This window comes from Streptococcus varani, from assembly GCF_001375655.1.
Lineage (GTDB): Bacteria > Bacillota > Bacilli > Lactobacillales > Streptococcaceae > Streptococcus > Streptococcus varani.
In genome coordinates this window covers 41037-63336 of sequence record NZ_CTEN01000003.1, presented here as the reverse complement: position 1 = coordinate 63336, position 22300 = coordinate 41037, and the positions used below count along the sequence as shown (strand labels likewise).

Here is a 22300-nt window from a genome sequence, read left to right as displayed (position 1 = left end):
TCTCTTCTTAAATTTACCTAGTAAGGTAGGAGGGGGAGATTTGTTTAGATGAATTTTCCCTAAATTATCTCTACATATTAAAGGGAATAGTGGGTCTGATAGCTTGACTTATCTTCCCTTTAGAGTGATATATAGTGTGTAATAACATAGGAAGGAAAGTACATGGTAGTAAGACTAATCAAGGCAAAAGAGAACCAGAAAAAACAACGTGTCTGTGCTTATGTTAGGGTATCGACTACCAACAGTAGTCAGCTTGATTCTCTTGAGAATCAGAAGGTCTATTTTGAAACCCTTTATGCCAATCGAGAGGATATTGACTTTCTAGGTGTTTATTATGACAGGGGAATATCTGGGGCAAAGGAGAAACGTCCGAGTTTTCAAGCCATGCTTGAAGCTTGTTGTAAGGGTCAGATTGATCTGATTCATACAAAGTCCATTTCTCGCTTTGCCAGGAACACCATGACAGTACTTGAAACCAGTCGTGAGCTAAAAGCTTTGGGTGTGGGGATTTACTTTGAAGAGCAGAACATCCATACCCTATCCAATGAAGGCGAAGTTATGCTTTCCGTTCTAGCTAGTTTGGCAGAAGAAGAACTGGACAGTATGAGTTCCAACCAACGTTGGGCTTTTCAGAAAAAGTTTCAACGTGGTGAACTAGTTATCAACACCAAGAGATTCATGGGGTATGATGCGGATGATAAGGGAGAATTGGTTATCAATGAAGCAGAAGCACAGATTGTAAGACGGATTTTTCAACTCTATCTTGATGGTGTGGGGATGCATTGTATCGCCAAACGTTTAAATCAAGAAGGAGTCCCAACCATTACTAAAGCCAAATGGCATGATACAACCATTCGAAATATCCTCAAAAATGAAAAGTATAAAGGTGCAGTCTTGCTCCAGAAATATTTTCATGATGGTGTTAATGGTTCAAAGAAACTAAATCAAGGAGAGCGAGAGCAATACCTGATTGAAGACAACCACGCCCCCATTGTTTCAAAGGAAGCTTGGCAGGCAGTTCAAGATAAACTTTTGAGCAAGTCCAGAAAACAAGGAGTCAATAAGCATTACCGTTTTACGAGTTTGCTTAAATGCCAACACTGCGGCTCTACCCTCAAGCGACAGGTTTCCTACAAGAAGCAGATTGTCTGGTGTTGTTCAAAATATATCAAAGAAGGAAAAATATCTTGTCAAGGCATGAGAGTTCCAGAAATAGCCATAGCTGATTGGCAACTCAAAGCTCCAGTGACTGTGATAGAAAGGATAGAATATGGCAAAAAATATTACAGTTATTCCAGCCAAGAAAGTGCAGACGAGCATCATTCATCAGGTCAAAACCAAAATCAAGGTAGCCGCTTATTGTCGGGTATCCACCGACCAAGACGAACAGCTATCAAGTTATGAGAACCAGGTAAATTACTATCGTGACTTCATCTCAAAGCATGAAGATTATGAGTTGGTGGATATCTATGCGGACGAAGGGATTTCAGCAACCAATACCAAAAAACGTGATGCTTTCAACCGACTGATACAGGATTGTAGAGAAGGTAAGGTGGACAGGATTTTGGTCAAGTCTATTAGTCGCTTTGCCAGAAACACCTTGGACTGTATCAAATATGTCCGTGAACTCAAGGAACTTGGGATTGGTGTGACCTTTGAAAAGGAGAATATTGACAGCCTTGATTCAAAGGGAGAAGTTCTATTGACTATTCTTTCCTCCCTTGCACAAGATGAATCACGTTCCATTTCAGAGAATTCGACATGGGGAATCCGTAAGAAATTTGAACGTGGAGTAGTTCAGGTTAACACTACAAAATTCATGGGCTATGATAAGGATGAGCATGGCAATCTCATTATCAATACAGAACAAGCAGAAGTTGTTCGTTACATCTATAACCAATTCCTAAAAGGTCACAGTCCAGAAAACATTGCGAAAGAGCTCAATACCAAAGATGTTAAAGGCTGGTCTGGTAAAGCTAACTGGTATCCTAGTAGCATTCTTAAAATGCTTCAAAATGAGAAGTACAAGGGAGATGCCTTATTACAAAAGACTTATACCGTTGATTTTTTAACGAAGAAACGTATTCCAAATGATGGACAAGTTAATCAATACTATGTGGAAGCTAGCCATGAGGGGATTATTGATACAGAAACATGGGAGACGGTTCAATTGGAAATTGCTCGAAGGAAAGCCTATCGAGAGGAGCATCAACTCAAGTCCTATATCATGCAAAACGAGGATAACCCTTTTACTACTAAAGTTTTCTGTGGAGCCTGTGGGTCAGCCTTTGGGCGAAAGAACTGGACGACCAGTCGAGGGAAACGTAAGGTATGGCAATGTAATAACCGCTATCGTATTAAGGGAGTGGAAGGTTGTTACAGTAGCCATTTGGATGAAGGAACACTTGAGCAAGTTTTCATAAGGGCATTGGAGCTTTTAAGCGAGAACATTAACTTGCTTGATGGAAAGTGGGAGAAAATTTTAGCAGAGAATCACCTGCTTGACAAGCACTACAGCATGGTATTGAGTGACCTGATTAGGCAGAAGCAGATAGACTTCAATTCCTCTGACATGTGTCGAGTGCTAGACCATATCACAATAGGGCTTGATGGAGAAATCACTGTTCGCTTCCTTGAAGGGACTGAGGTAGATTTATAGAAAAAAGACGCGGTAATTATCGCGTCTTTTTTTGTTTTATGGTATAATGTCTTCAGGCTCAAATAGTAGACTAGATAAGTTATCTAACTCTAGTTCTTGGAGCTCGTTATAGAAATTTACACGACCGATAGAGTCAATAACAGCTTTATAGTCATCAACAAAGGAGTCTTTGGAGAGATGAACATTTTTTCCTAATGTTTTCCAGCTTTCATATGCAATAAACTGAAAATCTTCACTTGCCTCTTCTAGCATACATAGGATAGTCCTTCTGAGGCTATAGAATGTTTCAATAGATTTAGGGAAATCAACATTTTCTTTTGTCCATTTACCACCTGCGGAAAAGAAATCTCTGAACGAACTACTGTAATAGAAATGGTTCGTGATAATAAATTCATGGGCTCTGGTGTAGTTCGCTTTAGAAGCTGAAATTAAATCTTGAGGGAACAAAATGAGAACCTCAGCTTTGATAAGATTTTGAATATCATGTGACAGTGTATTTAGTGAGGTTGGCTTAACCGATTTGGATGCATCGTCTGGTGAGATAAACCATTTTACTCCAGAAGTATTTTCTTTCAAGTAGTCTTGAAGAAATTTGACTTTTTCAGTATCACTCTTTTCTCTCAGCATATTGTAGTCTTCAGCCGAAGGAAAGACGCTGGATGTAGCATCCATGTTTATTTTAAATCTTGGGCTGTGTGTGACAGTAATGGCTGAGGTAACTTTCCAATAATTATCATACCTTATTAGAATTTGGTCATGATTGGGTACTTTACTTCCGAAAAGTAAGTAGATGTCTTCATACTCTTCATCGCTAATACTTTCGAAGACAGAGTTACCGTTGGTATCCCATTTCCCATTGTTACGACTTTTCAGTTCAAGACCAAAGCGTTTTTCATTAATTATGAGGTTCATGTCTGGGAAATGATGTCCAAGATGAACCTTATAGTCAAAAATAGAAATATCATTAATTTCCTGTTTAATTTCTTCAGCTATTTCGGGTACAAGAATCTCGAAACCGTTTTGATTTCCTTTGCTGACAAGATACTTCTTATCTATGGGATTTCTGGCTTCTATCTTAGATTTAAACAGTTCAAGAATTTCAATAATATCCATTATAAATTACCTCCGATATGAAAGGATTAGAAATGACAAAAACATATTTCCATGATAATTATAACACGGTGAATACAGAAAGTATAGATGGTATAAAATCTGATAAGAAATTAAATGTAGTGAGCCTTTTTTCAGGGGCGGGTGGTATGGATCTTGGCTTCAAGGGTGGCTTTACATTTTTAGGTGAGAAATATGAGGTTAATCCTTTCAATCTAGTGTTTGCGAATGATATTTTTAGGCAGGCTGCAGATGTTTATGAAGCCAACTTCAACCATCAAGTGGAACGTCGCAGTATTGTAGATTTAGATGTTGAGAGTGATTTACCCAAAATTGATGTTGATATTGTGCTTGGGGGCTTTCCTTGTCAAACTTTTTCCTACTCAGGTAAAAGAGCAGGGTTGAGCGATGAGAGAGGTCAGCTGTATCTTCAAATGATAAAGGTGATTAACCATTATCGACCTAAAATTTTTATTGCAGAGAATGTAGATGGCATAAGAAATTCGAAGAAAAATATGGAAGGGGAAAGTGTTAATAAATCGGCGCTCAGTGTTATCCTGGATGATTTTGATGCCTCTGGATATGATGTTCAGTATCAGGTGTTAAATGCCGCAGACTACGGTGTTCCACAGATGAGGAGACGAGTTATTATCATGGGGATTCGAAAGGATTTGGGCACGGTGGCTGATCAATTTTATCCCCAACCTTTATATGATGAAATTGGCGAATTGACTGGTCGAAAGTGGCGTACAGCCAAAGATGCTATTGATGACTTGTGGGACCAGGTTAATAATTCTCAAATATCAAATCATACGATTAAAGATATTTCAAAGGCTAAGTTTTATCCAGGGAAGAAGATGCAAGGTAATAACCGAATTAGCGGTGATAGACCCTCTCCAACTATTAGAGCTGAGCATCATGGGAATATTGAAGCGCATTATCGAACCACATTATTGGATGAAGAAGATATGGCAGGTTGGCGTCGATTGAGTGTGCGTGAGTGTGCTCGATTACAATCATTCCCTGATGATTTTAACTTTGTCACGAGTGCTTCGTCAGCATACAAAGCAATTGGTAATGCGGTTCCTCCTGTTATGGCTTGGCATATTGCTAGAAGTAGCTATTATACCTTAAACCAATTAGGTCTAATCTGAGGAAAACTTTCTGTTCCACAGTATCATTCTAGTATCACTATTACCGTCTGCTAGGAGGTAGAAAGGCTGTAACAACAGTCACGCCAAACGCATGAAGAAATTTATGTTTTCAGATAGCGTATTTTCATAAGGAAGCAGTTATAAATTATAAAATTTATGGTATAATCAAGCTGAAAACGAGGATTTGACCATGTCAAAATGAAAAATGTTGAAAATTTATTGAAAAAATGGGTGTAGCTTGAAAATGGTTACATCCATTTTCTTCATGCGTACGCCGTGAACAACAGTGGGAAACCATTGCCTTTTTGCATTTTTGTAGTAAAATATAAAAGAGAAATATAATTCAAAGATAGATAAATTATAGGAGGTTAGACATGAGAGACGAATATTCTAGGTCTAATGTTAACAGTGTTTCAGGGAATGTTTTTTATGGGACAACTAATATCATAGCAGGGGACGATAATAATTTCAAAGAAAATGCAATAGAAAAGGTTGCTACATATACACCTGAACCTATTTGGAGAAGTCCTATAACAATGGCAATACTTTCATGGATAGGATTATTTATTTCTTTAATTGGTATTTTTCCACTTTATAAAATATTTGAACCTATCATTAATTTATTTACTAATAAGAGCATTAAAATGAATTCAAATAATAGTGGATATTTTGTTATTTTTGCTGTAGTAATTTTATGTTTGGTGATGATACTATGGTTAAGGAGTATTACTAAAAGAGAGACTAGGTATCCATTATTCTTTAATTATGCAATAAATGGTTTTGGAAGAAAACTGACAATAGAAAAAATTCATACCGAAAAGTGCCCTAAATGTAATGGAGAAATGAAATACTTTAATAAACCTGTGGAATGGGTTGATAAGCATTATTCTGATGGTAAGACAAAACGTGAAATCACAAAGAGAGTACCTGCATTACAGTGTAAAAGGAATTCAGAACATTGGTATGGCGTTGATCCGGCTGAAGATAAATTAAGATAGATTTTATAAAGATAATTATATTGTTATTTTTAATAAGCAGGTAGGAGGAGTTGTATATGTATGAGTTTACTACACTAAAAATATTATATGAAGATATGAAATGATTTATACAGTATGTAAAATAGTCTGATTAAAAATTATATAAATGAAACAAAAAGAATGTCAGAGACTTTATAAGAACAATATCTGTAGCTTCCGTTCCACAGTATAATTCTAAAATCACTTTATTTACCTTTCGTCTATTAGTATAGAAGAAAGCTCTCACCACACGTGGAGTGTGTAGTGTTGCTACAACGACGCAACGGGTAAAAATCCTTTATTTTAAGCACTTTTTCAAACATTTTGTCTTTATTGAAAAGAGTGATTTTGACATAAAAAAGGTGCAAAAAAAGTACATTGATGTGAACGTCTGTTTGGATATCGACTGCGTAGACAAAAAATAGACACGTCAGATAAATTTATATCAGACGAGAACATTTTTAGAGTGTTCTCGTTTTTTTAGTTTACGGAGGAAAAATGTGTATGGAAAAACAGGATTCACGAGTTCTCGCGATAGGTAGCCTCATGTTGGATATGGGGCTTCCACTCCTATAAGCGACTGGAATTGACGATGACTTGGAGGAAGCTGGCTTAGTTCAGTTTGATGTCATTGGTAATATGACTATGTTGGTTTTGGAAAGTTAAGATGAAACGGATTACGGCAAATCACTATCAGACGTCAGAACGTTACTACAAGCTCCCTAAACTCTTGTTTGAGAGTGAACGGTACAAGGATATGAAATTGGAGGTAAAGGTTGCCTATACAGTCTTGAAGGACCGACTGGAGTTATCCCTCAGTCAGGGCTCCTCTGTGGGATACGGTCATGCGATTTTCGTAGAGAAAGTTTACCCAGATGGTTCCTTTCTTATCTCAGAAACTAATGTGAATAACAATTCCAACTATACCTTCCGTAGCATTTCATCTGCGGATAGCACCATGAGTTTTGCTTATACAACGAAGGTGTGTGAAAATATGCTAACAAAATAATAGAATGTTAGTATATCGTTTCGGTTTATCGTTGATTATTTCACTACAATATGCTAACATTGTATTGAAATGTTAGCATATTTTTTAGGAGGTGGCGGTGTGGATTCGCTAGAAAAACCTGTTTATCATTATATTAAAAAAAATCATGGAGTTATAACTTTTCGTGATATGGAAGAGCTTAACTTTTCTTACCAACAACTGAATCAATTGGTCTTAGAAGGTAAAGTTGAATCAACTGAAAGGGGGATTTATCATCTGCCGGATACCTATATTGATGACTTCTTTAGTTTACAGTATCGTTTTCCAAGAGGAATTTATTCCTTAGAGACAGCTCTCTGGTTGCATGGTCTTTCTCTTAGCGTTCCATTTGAACCTGTGATGACTTTTCCTTTTGGGACAAACACGAAGCTGATAAAAGAAGCAGGTGTTAAACCAATTGTTTCTAGAAATTATCATGAAATCGGTATTATAAAACTGGAGCGGCAGGCTGGACAGTTTATCTCAGTTTATGATGTGGAACGAACATTGGTAGAGTGCTTGCGAACGGCTTATCATGTTGATATTCAAGTCGTTTCTCCAGCGTTTAAAGCTTACTTCAAAAAAGGAGCTATGAATTACGCCAAGTTGTATCACTATGCACAACTATTTAAAGTAACTGGAAAACTACAGTCTTATGTGGAGGTCTTGTCGTGAAATTTTCAAATGCCAATAGTTTCAAAGCTAAAATCAAGAATATCGCAAGAGAAAAAGAGATACCTGCTCAACAAGTTCAGCAAAACTATTTGATCGAACAAGTCCTAAAACTCATCTCTGAGAGTCGGTATAAAGATTCTTTCATTGTGAAAGGTGGTTTCCTTATCGGACAGATGATAGGCATAGATAAACGAACAACAATGGATTTAGATGTTACCTTGAAAGGCCGAGCTCTTAGCGAAGAAAATATTCAAATAATCTTCAAAGAAATAATCAGTCGACCTTCTGAAGGATTTCAATTTGAAATCGATATGCTAGAGCCAATTCGACAAGGTGACGAATATGGTGGTTTTTCCCTTAAACTAAATGCAACATTTGATACCTTACGTGAGGTTGTCTTTATTGATATAACGACAGGTGACCATATTACGCCACGAGAAATTACATACCAATTACAATCCGTTTTCTCAGAGGATAAGCTAGAAGTTTGGACTTATAATTTAGAAACAGTTCTTGCTGAAAAACTAGAAACCATCATAAGTCGAGGAGCTGCTTCAACTAGACCTCGTGACCGCTATGACCTTTACACATTGTATCACCTTCGAAAAGATCAAATCAATATCCCAATATTGAAAACTGCTCTGAATAATACTGCTAAGAAAAGAGAAAGCTTAGATATTTTGAAAAATTGGGAAAAGCAATTAGATGCAATCCGTAGTTCTGACTACCAGAATCAACTTTGGTCTCGTTATCAAAAATCGTTCAGATATGCTAGTGAAATTAGTTTTGAGGAATCGGTGGAAGTGGTGGCAATTATTTTAAATCATTTGGAGGTTTAGTAGTGTATGTTGACAGGAACTTTACAGATGATGGGGTATGAATTTTTCTTTACATTTGATAAAGAGAAGCTATCCTTGATTCCTAAAGAAGAGGAGAAGGATGATATTAGACATTCTTGGTTCTATACTAAGTTAGAATCAGGGGTATTAGCTTGGCCAGGGGAGTCTAAATTTGTAGAAGAAGACTTTCTTTACGGACGGACAAATGAAACAAATCAAGTTATTACATTTCTAACAAATAAATATATCCAGCTTTATGAAAATAATGGCATAATTACTGTATCAATTCTTGCTTATTTTTTTAGCCATTCTGATAGACCTATGATTAATCGGATGTCATTCAATGGAATAGAACTTAATTATATCCATCCGATTAATCATGCCTTTGAAATTTCGTATAGGCCGGAAGAACACGATGGAAAAATTAATATTAGTACATATGATTTTGACTCAACAACGACAGAAAAACAGAAGTTTAGCGTTTTTGGAAAAGAAGTTCAAGTTTATTTCGGTATTACTAGAACAACGAGTCTATCTATCGAAAAGCCACCTCTAGCATTGTCTTCGTCAATGGTTTTTCATTTTGAAGAAACTCAAGATTATTCTTTTTTACGAGAACTAAATCGTATTGCAAAGGAATTTATCCAATTTCTTTGTAATCGTAGAAATATTCGTTTTACTAAGATTCAATTGTCAAGTAGTAAAGGTAAAGTAGGGCAATTCGTTGAAATTGGAGAAGATATTGAGGTTGAAATGAGGCCATTGAAAGATGGAAGATATATTCAACAAAAATATATTGCTGGCTATGAGGGCAAGATATTAAACGACATAGCTGAAAATAATCTATATCTCAGACATCTAGGTAAGAGTTTTAGCGATAGTCGGATAATTGATGCTGCTAGTTTTGTATTAAGGACAGCTGCCTTTGAATGGGAATTTAGTAGACTATTTTCAGAAGATAAATGGAAAAGTGAGAAAAGAAAAAATCTGGAAGAAGAAGCCAGTAAAGAATTGGAACGTTTAATTGAAACCTCAACAGGTAAATTGAAACAAATTTACAAAGATTTGAAAAAATCAGCCATTTCCTATTTGTCTCTTTCTCAAAAGATTAATCAAATTTTTGAAGAATACGGGATGACAGTGTTAGATATATTTGGTCGTTACATGTATAAATTAAACAATGTTTCTTATGATCATTCTGAAATTGGAGAGCGAATAGGCAAACAAAGAAATAATTTTGCTCACGGAAATTTAGATAAGGAATTTATAAATGAGTCTTTGCTAGATGTAGTATTCCTTGAACAAATTATACTAGCTATGCAACTACAATATTTTGGAATAGATGAGATAGGAACCAAAAAAATTATAAATGAAATATTTCACCATAATTTGGCATTATAAATTTGATTTGCCAAAACTTGTTTCCATCCCAAATCTATTTGCTATCAATGCCTAAAGAAGAGTTTTTAAATTTTGTAAGAATAATTTTACCCCATGAGGAGTCAGATGAAGATTTAAAAAAATATTTAATATTAGCCTCCTAGAATGGATATCCTCAATCAAAAACCACCCTTTCTTTATTTCATCTTAATGTTTTTAAGATAGAAGTAAATAAGGGGTGGTTTTGTTTGTATTTAGATTGTTTCAATCATTTCAAAGAGTATAAGATAGCGAACTTTCTTTTTGGAGGAAGAAAATCACTCTTCGCTTATCCACTCAATGCCATACAGGTTGGCAGCATCCAATAGATTTTCATCAGGGAGATAATCTGAAATGATGGTTTTGTATTGTTTAATATTGTTGATTTTAAAGAAGCCGGATTGATAAAACTTCGAATGATCCAGTAATAAGATGGTCTCTTTTGCTCGGTCGATGATGCTTTTCTTGGCCAAGGCTTGACTGAAGGAAACTTCGTACACAAATTCCTCATCAATCCCTCTTGCGGAACAAAAGGCTAAATCAATGCTGAAGTGTTCCAGGAGGGAATTGTCCGTGTTATAGTTCACAACAGATGCGGAGTGGTGCTTAACCTCGCCTCCAGTGATGAAAATTTTCATAGTGGGATTGGCGATAGTGGATAGGGTATGGGCAGTATTTAGCCCATTCGTAAAAATAATGAGATTATCAATTTCACTTAGATAGGGGCATAGTTCATAGACGGTCGTACTAGAGTCAAGGTAGATACACATGCCTGGACCAATGAAATCTTTTGCGAGATTAGCAATGGCTCTCTTTTCCCTGCGGTGTTCAGATTCTCGGATGCTGTGGGAAAGTTCTACCGTATTAAAGGCACTTAAAATGACTTGTCCGTGCTTGCGTTTTAAAACACCTTGTTCTTCTAAAAACATTAAATCGCGCCTGAGTGTAGAAGTGCTTGAAAAGGTTAATCTTTCCAGTTCTTTTATATCTATGCGTTTTTTAGTTTGTAGAATTTTAGTGATTTCTTTAATACGTTCATCTCTCACTACGGCATCCTCCTATATAATATTATTATATCAAAAAATGAACATTTGTGAAGAAAAAACAGGTATGTTTTGAACATTTTTCAATATTTTGTTCAAGTATTGCATTTGTAAAATTCAAGATTTATAATACAGATATGAAAGCGGTAACAAAAAGGAGGTAAGTCATGAAGTCAGTACTCGCCATTGATTTAGGTGCTACTTCTGGAAGAGCTGTCTCATATTATATTGTAGAAGGTACATTATTCTCTGAAGAAATTTTGCGATTTGAAAATGTTCCTATTAAAGAACGAGGAGTTCTAGCTTGGGATATACACCTGTTGTTTTCTAATATTTTACAAGCCATTCAGTTAGCTAGTGAAAAAGGAGAACTCTTATCTCTTGGGATTGATACATGGGGTGTTGATTTTGCTCTGATTGACGGCGAAGGCCAGTTGGTAGCAGCTTCAGCACACTATCGCGATAAGCGGACCAAGGGAGTGTTGGAGGAAGTATCCCAATGTTCCTCCTTGACAGACTTGTATTTTAAGACAGGCAATCAGCTGATGGAGATCAATACCCTCTTTCAACTGATTCGAACCAGAACGAAAAATCCAGATAGTTTCTTTCTTGCCAAAAATCTCTTGATGATTCCTGATTATCTTAACTATCTACTGACAGGACAAAAAGCGATTGAGCGTAGTATTGCCTCAACCATGCAACTGGTTAATCCATATACACAAACCTGGAGTCAAGACATTTTAGAGATGTTTGAAATTCCTGAGACGCTTCTACCAGAGTTGGTGCAAGAAGGCAATATCCTTGGGGAATTATCCAGTAAGTATAAACTAGGCAATCCTAAGGTTATCAATGTCTGCGAACATGATACAGCTAGTGCGATTGCAGCCATTCCGGTTGAAGACGACAAGACCTTGTTTATCTCTTCTGGCACGTGGTCTTTAATTGGGACAGAGTTAAACACTCCAATCATCAATGAAAGAACGCTAAATTACAACTTTACAAATGAAGCCGGTCATAGTGGCACGACGACTTTCTTGAAAAATTGTACGGGACTTTGGATTGTTGAGGAGTTGAGAAGAGAGTTTGAACATTTAGGTCAACCATTTGATTTTGATACGATTGCGAAACTGGTAGCCGAAGTCGATAGACCCACAGCCATTATCGATACGGATAGTCCAGAGTTTGCTGAACCAGATCAGATGATTGAAAAGCTGAAAGAGTATGCTCAAAAGACCAAACAGCCTATTCCTGAAAGTCCGGGTGAATTATTTAAGGTGGCCTATACCAGCTTAGCAAGTAAATACAAGGAAGTCATTGGACAACTGGAAGAAATACTTGCTGAGAGGTTTGAAAAAATTCATGTCATTGGCGGAGGATCAAAATCGACCTACTTCTCCCAACTGATTGCCGATACAACTGGAAAAACAGTTGTGACCGGATTATCAGAAGCCACATCGGTTGGCAATGCCTTGATCCAATTGGTCGCTTTAGGGGAGCTAACGTCCATTCAGGAAGGAAGGCAGTTGGTTCGTCAAACATTTGACTGTAAACAGTATTATCCACAAAAAAATAAGGAGATGGGTGATGACAAATTATCCTAAAATTGGCATTCGACCAACCATTGATGGACGTCAAGGCGGCGTTCGTGAATCCTTGGAAGAAAAAACGATGCAGATGGCACTATCAGCAAAGGAATTGATTGAAAAAAATCTTCGGTATGCTGATGGAACACCTGTTCAATGTATTGTCGCTAGTCGTACAATCGGCGGTCAGGGTGATGCAGGTGTAGTTTACGATGAGTTCTCTAAGGAAAACATCGTCGCAACCTTATCAGTAACCCCATCCTGGTGCTACGGTACCGAAACCATGGACATGGATCCAAAGACTATCAAGGCCATCTGGGGCTTTAATGGAACAGAACGCCCGGGTGCGGTTTATCTAGCGGCAGCCATGAGTGGCTACGCCCAAAAAGGGTATCCAGCCTTCAAGATTTATGGTCACGATGTGCAAGATTTGAATGACAATAGCATCCCAGTAGATGTAGCAGAGAAAATCCTTCTTTTTGCAAGAGGAGCTGTTGCCGCTGGTCAAATGCGTGGCAAGTCTTATGTGAACATCGGTGCCTCTTCCATGGGGATTGCCGGTTCACAAGTAACTTCTAGTTTCTTTGAAGATTATCTGGGCATGATGGTTGAATTTGTCGATATGACAGAAATCCTCCGTCGGATCCAACTTGAAATTTTTGATAAAGATGAATACGAAAAAGCCCTGACTTGGATTAAGACCCATTGTAAAGAGGGTGTTGATATCAATGCTGGCAAAGAATTTCCAGATGTGATTACCAAATCAAAAGTAGTCCCAGCAGAAAAAGATTGGGAATTTATCGCCAAACAGACTCTGATTATTCGCGATATTCTCTTTGGCAATCCAGCCCTAGCCGATATCGGTTGGGAAGAAGAAGCGCGTGGTCGAAATGCGATTTCAGGTGGTTTCCAAGGGCAGCGTCAATGGACAGACTGGTTACCAAATGGTGACTTTGCAGAAGCCATCCTAGCATCTACCTTCGACTGGAACGGCGCACGACCTGTCACAGCCTTTGCGACTGAAAATGATACCTTAAATGGCACAGTCATGTTATTTGGAACCTTGCTGACCAACAAGGCACCGATTTTCTCAGATGTTCGGACCTACTGGAGTCCAGAAGCTGTTGAACGAGTGTCAGGTAAGAAATTAGAGGGTCATGCTAAGAATGGTATCTTGCACTTGATTAACTCCGGGGCCTCCGCCTTGGATGGCACAGCCGCTGCGAAAGATGCAGACGGTCAACCAACCATGAAAGAATTCTGGAATATGACACCAGAAGATATTCAGGCTTGTCTAGACAATACAGACTGGTGCCGAGCTAATTACGAATACTTCCGTGGTGGTGGGTACTCATCACACTTCAAAACAGCTGCAGAAATGCCAATCACGGTTATTCGGGTCAACTTGGTCAAAGGAGTTGGTCCAAGCCTACAGATTGCAGAAGGCTACACCTGCTTGTTAGATGATGATGTTCACCGGATCTTAGACGAACGTACTGATAAAACTTGGCCGACAACTTGGTTTGCGCCAAATCTTGGTGAACCTGGCTTTGAAACCGTTTATGATGTTATGAATCATTGGGGTTCAAACCACGGAGCTTTTGTCCACGGGCATATTGGGGATCAGGTAATTACGCTGGCAAGCATGTTGCGTATCCCAGTGGCTCTACACAATGTTCCGCGAGAACGAATTTTCCGACCAAGTATCTTTGATGGAGTGGGTACCAAAGATTTAGAAGCAGCTGATTTCAAAATGTGCGAGGCATTAGGACCGCTCTATAGTAAATAAAACGAGGTAAGACTTATGTTAATGGAAAATGAACGAAAGGAACTGATTAAGTACGGTAAAAAATTAGTTACTGAAGGCTTGACAAAAGGGACCGGTGGCAATCTCAGCGCATTTGATCGCAAAGCAGGTTTGATGGCTATCACACCTTCGGGGATTGACTTCTTTGACATCAAGGAAGAAGATATCGTGATCATGGACTTGGAAGGGAAAGTTGTCGAGGGCGAAAAACTTCCTTCAAGCGAGTGGTACATGCACTTGATTCAGTATCAACAACGCGAGGATATTGATGCGGTCATTCACGCACATACAACCTACGGTACTGTACTAGCAGTTTTAAGAGAAGCGCTCCCAGCCAGTCACTACATGATTGCTGTAGCGGGTAAGGATGTCCGAGTAGCGGATTATGCTACTTACGGAACAAAAGAATTAGCTGAAAATGCAGCGAAGGCAATGGAAAATCGCAGGGCAGTATTCTTAGCCAATCATGGTATTTTAGCCGGTGCTCACGATTTATTAAATGCCTTCAATGTCATTGAAGAAGTTGAGTATTGTGCCAAAATCTACTGTGTAGCAAAAAGTTTTGGAGAACCAGTCGTACTTCCAGATGAAGAAATGGAACTCATGGCTGAAAAATTCAAAACCTATGGACAAAGGAAGTAAAAAATAAAAAAATTTTTATCCAAATGGAGGAAAAAACAATGAAAAAACGTCTCTTAACATCAGCACTTATCTGTCTTGCTGCTTCAACTATGCTGGCTGCTTGTGGAGGAAAAACCTCTGAAACAAGTTCAGCAAAAGGTGGAGAAGAAGCTGTTCTAGAATTTTATCATGGTTATTACCAAAGTGAGAAGGAATGGCCAGCAGCACAAGTGATGCGTGATTTATATGATAAATTTGCTAAGGATCATGCTAACGGAAAAGTTGAATTTAAAGCAGTTCCTGTTGATGGTAGCATTACAGATGTCATGAAAAACAAAGTTGCAAGTGGTGAATTTCCAGACATGATTGATTTGGCTGGTAATGATGTGTCATTAGCTGCTATTGAACAAGGTCTTGTATTAGACTTGAAACCATATATTGATAAAAATGGTCTTGAAAAGAATGTTGGTCTCAACTATACTCAAAATGATGTCAATGGAAAAATTTATACCGTTCATGATCAACTGTTAACACTAGGTCTTTGGTATAATACAGATATTTTTGCTAAGGCTGGCGCGAAAACACCTGATAAATGGGAAAAATGGAGCGATTTCACAGATGCAATGGCTCTTGTTCGTAAACAAGGTGTCTATGCATTTGGTGCAGGGGAACCAGCCATTCGACTCTTTAATACAGTCCTAGGTTCATCAGAAGCTGGACGCAAATTGTTGGATGGACCATTGACAAAAGAAGGCATTGAATCAAAAGAATTTGCAGAAGCACTGAAAGTGGTGATGACAGAAGTTCAAGCCAACGGCTCTGCTAATGCTGGTGGAGATGCGAATACCTACTCAACTGACTTTACAGCTAATAAATCAGCAGTCTTCTTCAATGGTGTTTGGGCAGCAGGTGGTTTGAAAGATAATAAATCTTTGAAACCAGGTCTTTATGCTGGTAACATAGCAATCAGTGCAGCAGGTGGTGGTTTGACCGTTTCTAGCAAATTATCTAAAGAAGAAGAGGAATTGGCTCTTGAATTTGTCAAATATATGACTAGTGATGATGTGCAAAAGACAATCTTTGAAAAAGTCGGTTCAAACCCAGCTAGCCAAACCATTGATACAGCTAAAATTGCCTCTGGTTCGTCAGATGCGACTGTGAAACTACTTGGTGAAGCAACTTCTCAAGCTAATAATGCTAAAGTGACCGTTCCAACAGTCCTATCAGTATGGGGTGGTGATGTTCGTACAGCCATTATCAATGCTTTGACTGAAAGTGCTGCTGATGGTGTGAATATTGATCAAAAAGTCAAAGAGACTCAAGATATCTTGAAAGCCCTCATTGGCTAAAAATAAAGGGGCTGGGGAACTACTCCCTAGCCTTTCCTTAGTTAGAAAGCGAATTGCATTATGAAAAAACAAAACTCAAGCCTGAAAACTAGGAAGGCACAAAAACAACGGTTTATTTTTCTCTTCTTGTTGCCGACTTTGGTTTGTTTCTTCCTATTTTATTTTTATTCGGTAGTCACCATTTTTGCAACGTCATTTACAAAGTGGGATTATACAAATCTGACCAATCCAGGATTTTTAGGGTTAGATCATCTTTTTGATAATTATAAGTATATCTTTAAAGAATACCCATTTTTTAAAGAAGCGCTCAAAAACTCGGTTACTTGGGCCATTATTGGTGTTGTGTTTCAGGTACCGTTGGCTGTTACAGTCGCCATTGCCCTATCAAAAAAATTACCAGGCTGGAAGATTTCACGAAATCTTTATATTATTCCAAGTATCATTTCTAGTGCTGCAATGGGATTGATTTTTTTACAAATTTATAATCCAAACTATGGGGTGGTGAATCAGCTTATTCGTATTTTTAACCCTAATTTTACAGATGCGGTTCTATTAACTCCTGGTATTAACATCATTGCCATGACATGCGCATACATATTCTTTGCTGGTGCGGCAACAATTATGATATTGGGCCAGATTTTTGCTATACCCCAAGAGATACAGGAAGCTGCTATTTTAGATAATATTACTGGTTGGAGACGGGAATGGTATATCACTATTCCTATGATTAAAGACACCATCAAAACAGTTTCAGTCATGGCGGCTACATCTGGTTTCCTCTTGTATAATGAAGTGTTCTTTCTGACCAATGGTGCAGCTGGGACCAAGAGCATCAGTTTTATCATTCGTGAGTTGGCGGTATCCAGTTCTCGGACACAATATGCTCGAGCAACTACCATTGGTGTGATTCAAATTTTGGGTGGGATGTTGATTATTCTTTGTATCAATCTCATCTATTCTGATAGAAAAACTAGAAAGGGGTAAGAAATGGATAGTAAATTAAATGGATTAACAAAAACAGGAAAACTAATCATTTATCTTTATATGGCCTTGACTTGTGTGCTTTCGGTTTTCCCAATCTTATGGATATTTCTATCTTCTATGAAAGCAGATCCCATGAAGAATCCCGGAATTAGTTTGCCGACAGATTGGAGTTTTGAAGGATATATTAATGTCTTTACAGAATTACATGTCTTAGATTATTTCTGGAATAGTTTCAAAGTTGTATCTGTTTCAGTCGCTTTGAGCATTATCATGATTTCAATGTCTTCCTATGTGATTGCTAGAATGGATTTCCGTGGCAAAAAGATTGTGACGGCCATGCTATACTCCACGCTTTTTATCCCGGCGACAGCTATGACTTTCCCCGTTTATCGCTTGGTTAATGCCTTGGGGATTTATAACACGCCTGCAGCCTTAATTTTTGTTTATTCTTGTAGTGGTATTGCCATGAGTTTCTTTATTATAAAAAACTACTTCGCAATTATACCTAAAGATCTTGAAGAAGCGGCAGAAATTGATGGGGCTAGTTATGCACAAATTTTCTGGCAAATTATGTTACCGATTGCTCGTCCAGGTATCTTGACTGCTGCTATTTTAGCTTTTATCAATAACTGGAATGAGTATTACTGGGCTTCGATGCTGATTATTGACAAGAATGAATTGACTGTTCCGGCGCTCTTGGGTCAGTTTACAACTAGTTTCAATACCAATTATAATGGTTTATTCTCAGCTATTGTAGTGATTATCTTGCCACCAATTATCTTATTTGCATTTTCTAGCAAGTACTTTATTGAAGCTTTAGGGGGAGGAGCAGTAAAAGGCTAATGAAAAATACACTAGAAGTTATTAATTAACGAACAGAGTGGTTTAGAGATGCACGCTTTGGCATGTTCATCCATTGGGGGCTCTATTCTATTCTAGGAAAAGGGGAATGGATTCGTAGCCACCAAAAACTATCTATCGAAGACTACCAACCTTATTTTGAATCTTTTAACCCGACCAAATATAATCCACGTGACTGGGCAAAAGCAGCAAAAAAAGCAGGCATGAAATACGTCGTCTTGACGGCCAAGCACCATGATGGTTTTTGTCTATTTGACTCTGCTTATACAGACTACAAGGTGACGAACACTCCTGCTGGTCGTGATTTAGTGAAAGAATTTGTAGAAGCAGTTAGAGAAGAAGGACTAAAAGTTGGTCTGTATTTCAGTTTGATTGACTGGTATCACAAGGACTTTCCAAAATTTGGGGACTTGAATCATCCGATGAGAGACAATCTTGATTTCAAGGATGAAGAAATTGATTTTGATAATTATTTGACCTTTATGCACAATCAGGTAGAAGAAATTGTGACCAATTATGGCAAGCTTGATATTCTTTGGTTTGATTATTCTTATGAAGCGTTATTTGGTGAAAAATGGCGGGCGACGGAACTGATTAAGATGGTTCGTAAGCACCAGCCAGATGTTGTTGTTGATAATCGTTTGGAAACATCTGGAGAAGGTTTTGGCAGTATCGTGACGGACAATATTAATCTCTATTCGGGCGATTTTGTCAGTCCCGAGCAGATTGTTCCCCATGAGGGCATCCGTAACTATAAGGGAGAATTTATCCCTTGGGAGTTGTGTTTGACCATGAACAACAATTGGGCCTACAATCCCACCGACAAGCTCTACAAACCATCAAGCGTATTGATTCGTAAGTTAGTAGAGTGTGTCAGCAAAAATGGGAATATGATACTCAATGTTGGACCAGATGCTCTAGGCTGTATCAATGAGGAGAGCCAGTCAATTTTAGCTGATTTTGGTAGATGGATGGACAAAAATAGCGAGGCTATCTATGGTAATGGCTATGCAGGATTGCCAAAGCCAGAATGGGGATATTATAGTCGAAAAGGGAATACTATCTATGCTCATGTCTTGGAACAACCGATTGGGCCACTAGCTCTAATAGGTCTTTCAGAAGACAATATCAAACGAATGAGCTTTTTACATGATGGTAGCGAAGTCAAGATTTCTAAGAGCTGGACAACCTTTGCTTATGAAGGAATCTGCTTTGCTCAATATGGGGAGGTTCCTCATTTCACCTATCCTTTACCAAATCCGATTGACAGTGTCATTAAAATTGAATTGAAAGGGTGAAGAGATGAAAATTGAAAATCAACTCTTATCTCGCTACTTTGTGTTGCGAGATAAGAACTTTTATACCAGTCATATTGTAAACAAGCAAAGAGATATGACGATTACTAATCTGGGTCAACAAGAATTTAAGCTGGTTTTCTGTGATGGAGAAGAGTATGGTTCGGAGGAGTTTGCGGCTCACGTTGTGGAAGAAACAGATGCGACACTCCTTGTTCATTTTTGTCGTGAAGATGTCAAATTGAATATCCTCTATTCTGCTCGTGAAGATGTCATTGCCAAAGAAGTCACTATCTATCAAAGTGATAAAACCATCAATTATATAGATGTTGAAACGTTGGACTTTGAAACGACAGATGGCATTTTCTATCCAAAACAGCAAGAAAACATAAAAGAAATGTCAGATTTTCCAGGTTATTATGTGGAACTTGGTCAGCCAGTTTATGCCAAATCTCTGTTTTTGGGGATGGAATTTCCTATGAGCGAGAACCGTGTACAGGATAAACACTATTTTTCTCGCTACTACATTGGTCATGAGATTACAGAACCAAAAAGAGTTTGGCCGACCATTATTGGAGCTTCTAAGGATAGTTGTAAGACTTCTATTCAAAAAGACTTCTTCTTGTATATTGACGGGATTGCCCAACCGAGCTATTTCCGTAAGCAGTACAATTCTTGGTATGACCATATGACAGCCATAGATGAGGATATTATTCTCAAGAGTTTCTCTGAGATTTATCATGGATTCGAGGATCACGGGGTTCATTTGGATGCTTATGTCGTTGATGATGGTTGGTGCGATTATCAAAGCGTTTGGGAATTTAATGAGAAATTTCCAAGTGAATTGAAGAATGTCAAGAACTTAGTCAATAAACTCGGGTCTAGTTTGGGGCTTTGGATTGGTCCTCGTGGCGGTTACAATGGGACTGAAGTCATCATGAGTGACTGGTTATCAGAACACCCAGAATTTGGTAGTAAAAATGCTCTATCAAATGATGTCAATATTGCTGATTTCAACTACTTGAAGAAAATGAAGCAGAAGATGCTAGATTATCAGAAAGAGTACGACATTAGTTATTGGAAAATTGATGGGTGGCTTCTTAAACCAGATAAAAATGATTGTAGTGGTAACTTTGCCATGCACACCATGACACCTGTCTATGAGTTTTTGATCGGACTCTTGACGGATTTACGAGCAGAACGAAGTGATAGAGACTGTTGGCTAAATTTGACGTCTTATGTCAATCCAAGTCCTTGGTTCCTGCAGTGGGTCAATAGTTTGTGGATTCAGATTTCACAAGATGTGGGCTTCACAGAAAATGCCGGTAATGACATTAACCGCATGATTACCTATCGTGATATCCAGTACAAGGAATTCCTTGACAAACGAGATATTCAATTGCCACTTTGGGCGCTCTATAATCATGAGCCGGTTTATGCTACAACTGCCCATACTTGGTATATGGACCATCAAATGTATGCTTCAGTGGAAGAATTTGAAGACTACCTCATGTTTATTGCAACACGTGGGAATGCCTTCTGGGAATTCCATTATTCTTACAGTATGTTTGATGAAGCTAGATGGGAAGCAAATGCTAGAGCTGTGAAATGGATTGAAGAACACTATTCAACCCTAAAACACAGTCATCGCATCGGTGGAGATCCAGAACAATTGGAAGTTTATGGGTACAGATGCCAACATCCAATAAGTGGAGAAGAAATTCTATCATTACGCAATCCGTCTGATACCCCGAAAGCGGTTCGTCTAGCGGATATCGATTTTACGTCTTATCAGATTATCAAGGGCGTTGGGAATATTTTGGTTCACGATGAAATGGAACTTCCACCCTATTCTATTTTACTATTGAGAAAGTAGGCAGTTGAATGGATAAGAAATTTGCGATTGGAATTGATATCGGTGGTACTAAGGTTGCAGTGGGTCTGGTGACACCAGAAGGACAAGTGGCAGATACGGTGAAAGTTCCTAGTGATGTATCCGATGCGGAAAGCCTATTTGCTTGCGTAGTTGAAGCAGTAGAAACGATCTTAAAAAACAACCACCTCTCGATAAAACAGATTATTGGTATCGGAGTTGGCTTACCGGGAAAAGTGAATGTTACAAATGGAATTGCAGTATTCCAAAACAATATCCCTTGGGAACAATTTCCTCTTGTAGAACGATTTCGGGCAGTTTTTGGTGATTTACCCATCAAGATTGATAATGATGTCAAAGTAGCAGCTTATGCAGAATATCGATTGTTACAATTACCAGCAGATGCTATGTTTGGTTATATCACTGTGTCAACTGGAATCGCTGCAACCAATATCATCAACAATCACATTTTGAGAGGTAGTGGCTTCGCTGGCGAAATCGGTTTTATGCCAGTAAGGAGCTTTGGTAGAACGAGTTCTTTAGAATTTTCATGTGCAGGCCCAGCTATTGCACGATATGGTCAACAGCTTTATGTTGATGAGAGTATAAACGCAGAAAAAGTTTTTGACAATTGGAGAAATGGAGACCATTCGGCAACTGTTATTGTTGAAAATACAATAAATGGTCTAGCAGATGCTATACAAAATATGGTATGTTTACTGGATCCACAAGTTATTGTGTTAGGAGGTAGCGTCGCCATTCAAAATCCAGATTTTGTTGAAAGTATTCTAACTGTTTTAAAAACTAGATTGCATAAAGAGCAGGCACATATCTTGAATAATATAGTTATCTCGAAGATAGAAGGAAATAACGGCGTTATTGGTTCTGCATTTTTAGTTTTATAGATACGTGAGGTATTCAGATGAATAGTTCCTAATTACTTATTCTCTATCTTTTAGTTTTATAGATGATTACAGGCAGACAT

The 22300-nt window shown here is 38.1% G+C and carries 17 protein-coding genes and 2 pseudogenes; 17 read left to right on the top strand and 2 right to left on the bottom strand.

What is annotated here, in order from left to right:
- Window positions 1-162: 162 nt before the first annotated feature.
- Window positions 163-1404 (top strand): recombinase family protein, encoded by a 1242-nt coding sequence (locus tag BN1356_RS06405; protein ID WP_093650581.1) that lies wholly within the window; start codon window positions 163-165, stop codon window positions 1402-1404.
- Window positions 1307-2659: a recombinase family protein gene (locus BN1356_RS06400; protein WP_176694261.1), complete on the top strand. Its 1353-nt coding sequence runs from the start codon at window positions 1307-1309 to the stop codon at window positions 2657-2659. Before BN1356_RS06405 ends, BN1356_RS06400 begins: the two co-directional genes overlap by 98 nt.
- A gap of 36 nt (window positions 2660-2695) precedes the next feature.
- Here BN1356_RS06400 and BN1356_RS06395 read toward each other — a convergent pair whose 3' ends face one another.
- A complete protein-coding gene (locus tag BN1356_RS06395; protein ID WP_093650580.1) occupies window positions 2696-3772 on the bottom strand; it encodes a hypothetical protein in 1077 nt (358 codons plus the stop codon).
- Between the two features lie 32 nt (window positions 3773-3804).
- Here BN1356_RS06395 and BN1356_RS06390 point away from each other — a divergent pair, with 32 nt between their 5' ends.
- From BN1356_RS06390 to BN1356_RS06360, 6 genes and pseudogenes are all read left to right on the top strand, one after another.
- Window positions 3805-4923, top strand: a complete 1119-nt coding sequence (locus tag BN1356_RS06390; protein ID WP_093650579.1) for a DNA cytosine methyltransferase — start codon at window positions 3805-3807, stop codon at window positions 4921-4923.
- A 374-nt stretch (window positions 4924-5297) separates the two neighbouring features.
- Window positions 5298-5921, top strand: coding sequence for a hypothetical protein (locus tag BN1356_RS06385; protein WP_093650578.1), 624 nt, complete (start codon window positions 5298-5300; stop codon window positions 5919-5921).
- 685 nt (window positions 5922-6606) lie between these two features.
- Window positions 6607-6765, top strand: a pseudogene (locus BN1356_RS12620) (replication initiator protein A); the annotation flags it as partial.
- 282 nt (window positions 6766-7047) lie between these two features.
- A complete protein-coding gene (locus tag BN1356_RS06370; protein ID WP_093650575.1) occupies window positions 7048-7641 on the top strand; it encodes a type IV toxin-antitoxin system AbiEi family antitoxin domain-containing protein in 594 nt (197 codons plus the stop codon).
- Window positions 7638-8480, top strand: coding sequence for a nucleotidyl transferase AbiEii/AbiGii toxin family protein (locus tag BN1356_RS06365; RefSeq protein WP_093650574.1), 843 nt, complete (start codon window positions 7638-7640; stop codon window positions 8478-8480). Before BN1356_RS06370 ends, BN1356_RS06365 begins: the two co-directional genes overlap by 4 nt.
- 6 nt (window positions 8481-8486) lie before the next feature.
- Window positions 8487-9881 carry a HEPN domain-containing protein gene (locus BN1356_RS06360; RefSeq protein WP_093650573.1) on the top strand — a complete coding sequence of 465 codons (1395 nt, stop codon included), beginning with the start codon at window positions 8487-8489 and terminating at the stop codon, window positions 9879-9881.
- 296 nt (window positions 9882-10177) lie between these two features.
- Here the strand turns inward: BN1356_RS06360 and BN1356_RS06355 are convergent, their stop codons facing one another.
- Window positions 10178-10945 carry a DeoR/GlpR family DNA-binding transcription regulator gene (locus BN1356_RS06355; RefSeq protein ID WP_093650572.1) on the bottom strand — a complete coding sequence of 256 codons (768 nt, stop codon included), beginning with the start codon at window positions 10943-10945 and terminating at the stop codon, window positions 10178-10180.
- 164 nt (window positions 10946-11109) lie between these two features.
- Here BN1356_RS06355 and BN1356_RS06350 point away from each other — a divergent pair, with 164 nt between their 5' ends.
- From BN1356_RS06350 to BN1356_RS06310, 9 genes and pseudogenes are all read left to right on the top strand, one after another.
- Window positions 11110-12543 carry a rhamnulokinase gene (locus BN1356_RS06350; RefSeq protein ID WP_093650571.1) on the top strand — a complete coding sequence of 478 codons (1434 nt, stop codon included), beginning with the start codon at window positions 11110-11112 and terminating at the stop codon, window positions 12541-12543.
- Window positions 12527-14314 (top strand): L-fucose isomerase, encoded by a 1788-nt coding sequence (locus tag BN1356_RS06345; RefSeq protein ID WP_093650570.1) that lies wholly within the window; start codon window positions 12527-12529, stop codon window positions 14312-14314. The genes BN1356_RS06350 and BN1356_RS06345 overlap by 17 nt, the downstream gene beginning before the upstream one ends.
- Before the next feature lie 15 nt (window positions 14315-14329).
- Window positions 14330-14974 carry an L-fuculose-phosphate aldolase gene (locus BN1356_RS06340; RefSeq protein ID WP_425423522.1) on the top strand — a complete coding sequence of 215 codons (645 nt, stop codon included), beginning with the start codon at window positions 14330-14332 and terminating at the stop codon, window positions 14972-14974.
- A 38-nt stretch (window positions 14975-15012) separates the two neighbouring features.
- Window positions 15013-16302: an ABC transporter substrate-binding protein gene (locus tag BN1356_RS06335; RefSeq protein ID WP_093650976.1), complete on the top strand. Its 1290-nt coding sequence runs from the start codon at window positions 15013-15015 to the stop codon at window positions 16300-16302.
- Between the two features lie 60 nt (window positions 16303-16362).
- Window positions 16363-17286, top strand: coding sequence for a carbohydrate ABC transporter permease (locus BN1356_RS06330; protein WP_093650569.1), 924 nt, complete (start codon window positions 16363-16365; stop codon window positions 17284-17286).
- Window positions 17287-17289: 3 nt separating this feature from the next.
- A complete protein-coding gene (locus tag BN1356_RS06325) occupies window positions 17290-18129 on the top strand; it encodes a carbohydrate ABC transporter permease (RefSeq protein ID WP_093650568.1) in 840 nt (279 codons plus the stop codon).
- A pseudogene (locus BN1356_RS06320) lies at window positions 18129-19445 on the top strand (alpha-L-fucosidase). Before BN1356_RS06325 ends, BN1356_RS06320 begins: the two are co-directional and overlap by 1 nt.
- Window positions 19446-19449: 4 nt before the next feature.
- Window positions 19450-21318, top strand: coding sequence for an alpha-galactosidase (locus BN1356_RS06315; protein ID WP_093650567.1), 1869 nt, complete (start codon window positions 19450-19452; stop codon window positions 21316-21318).
- Between the two features lie 8 nt (window positions 21319-21326).
- A complete protein-coding gene (locus tag BN1356_RS06310) occupies window positions 21327-22220 on the top strand; it encodes an ROK family protein (protein WP_093650566.1) in 894 nt (297 codons plus the stop codon).
- Window positions 22221-22300 lie beyond the last annotated feature (80 nt).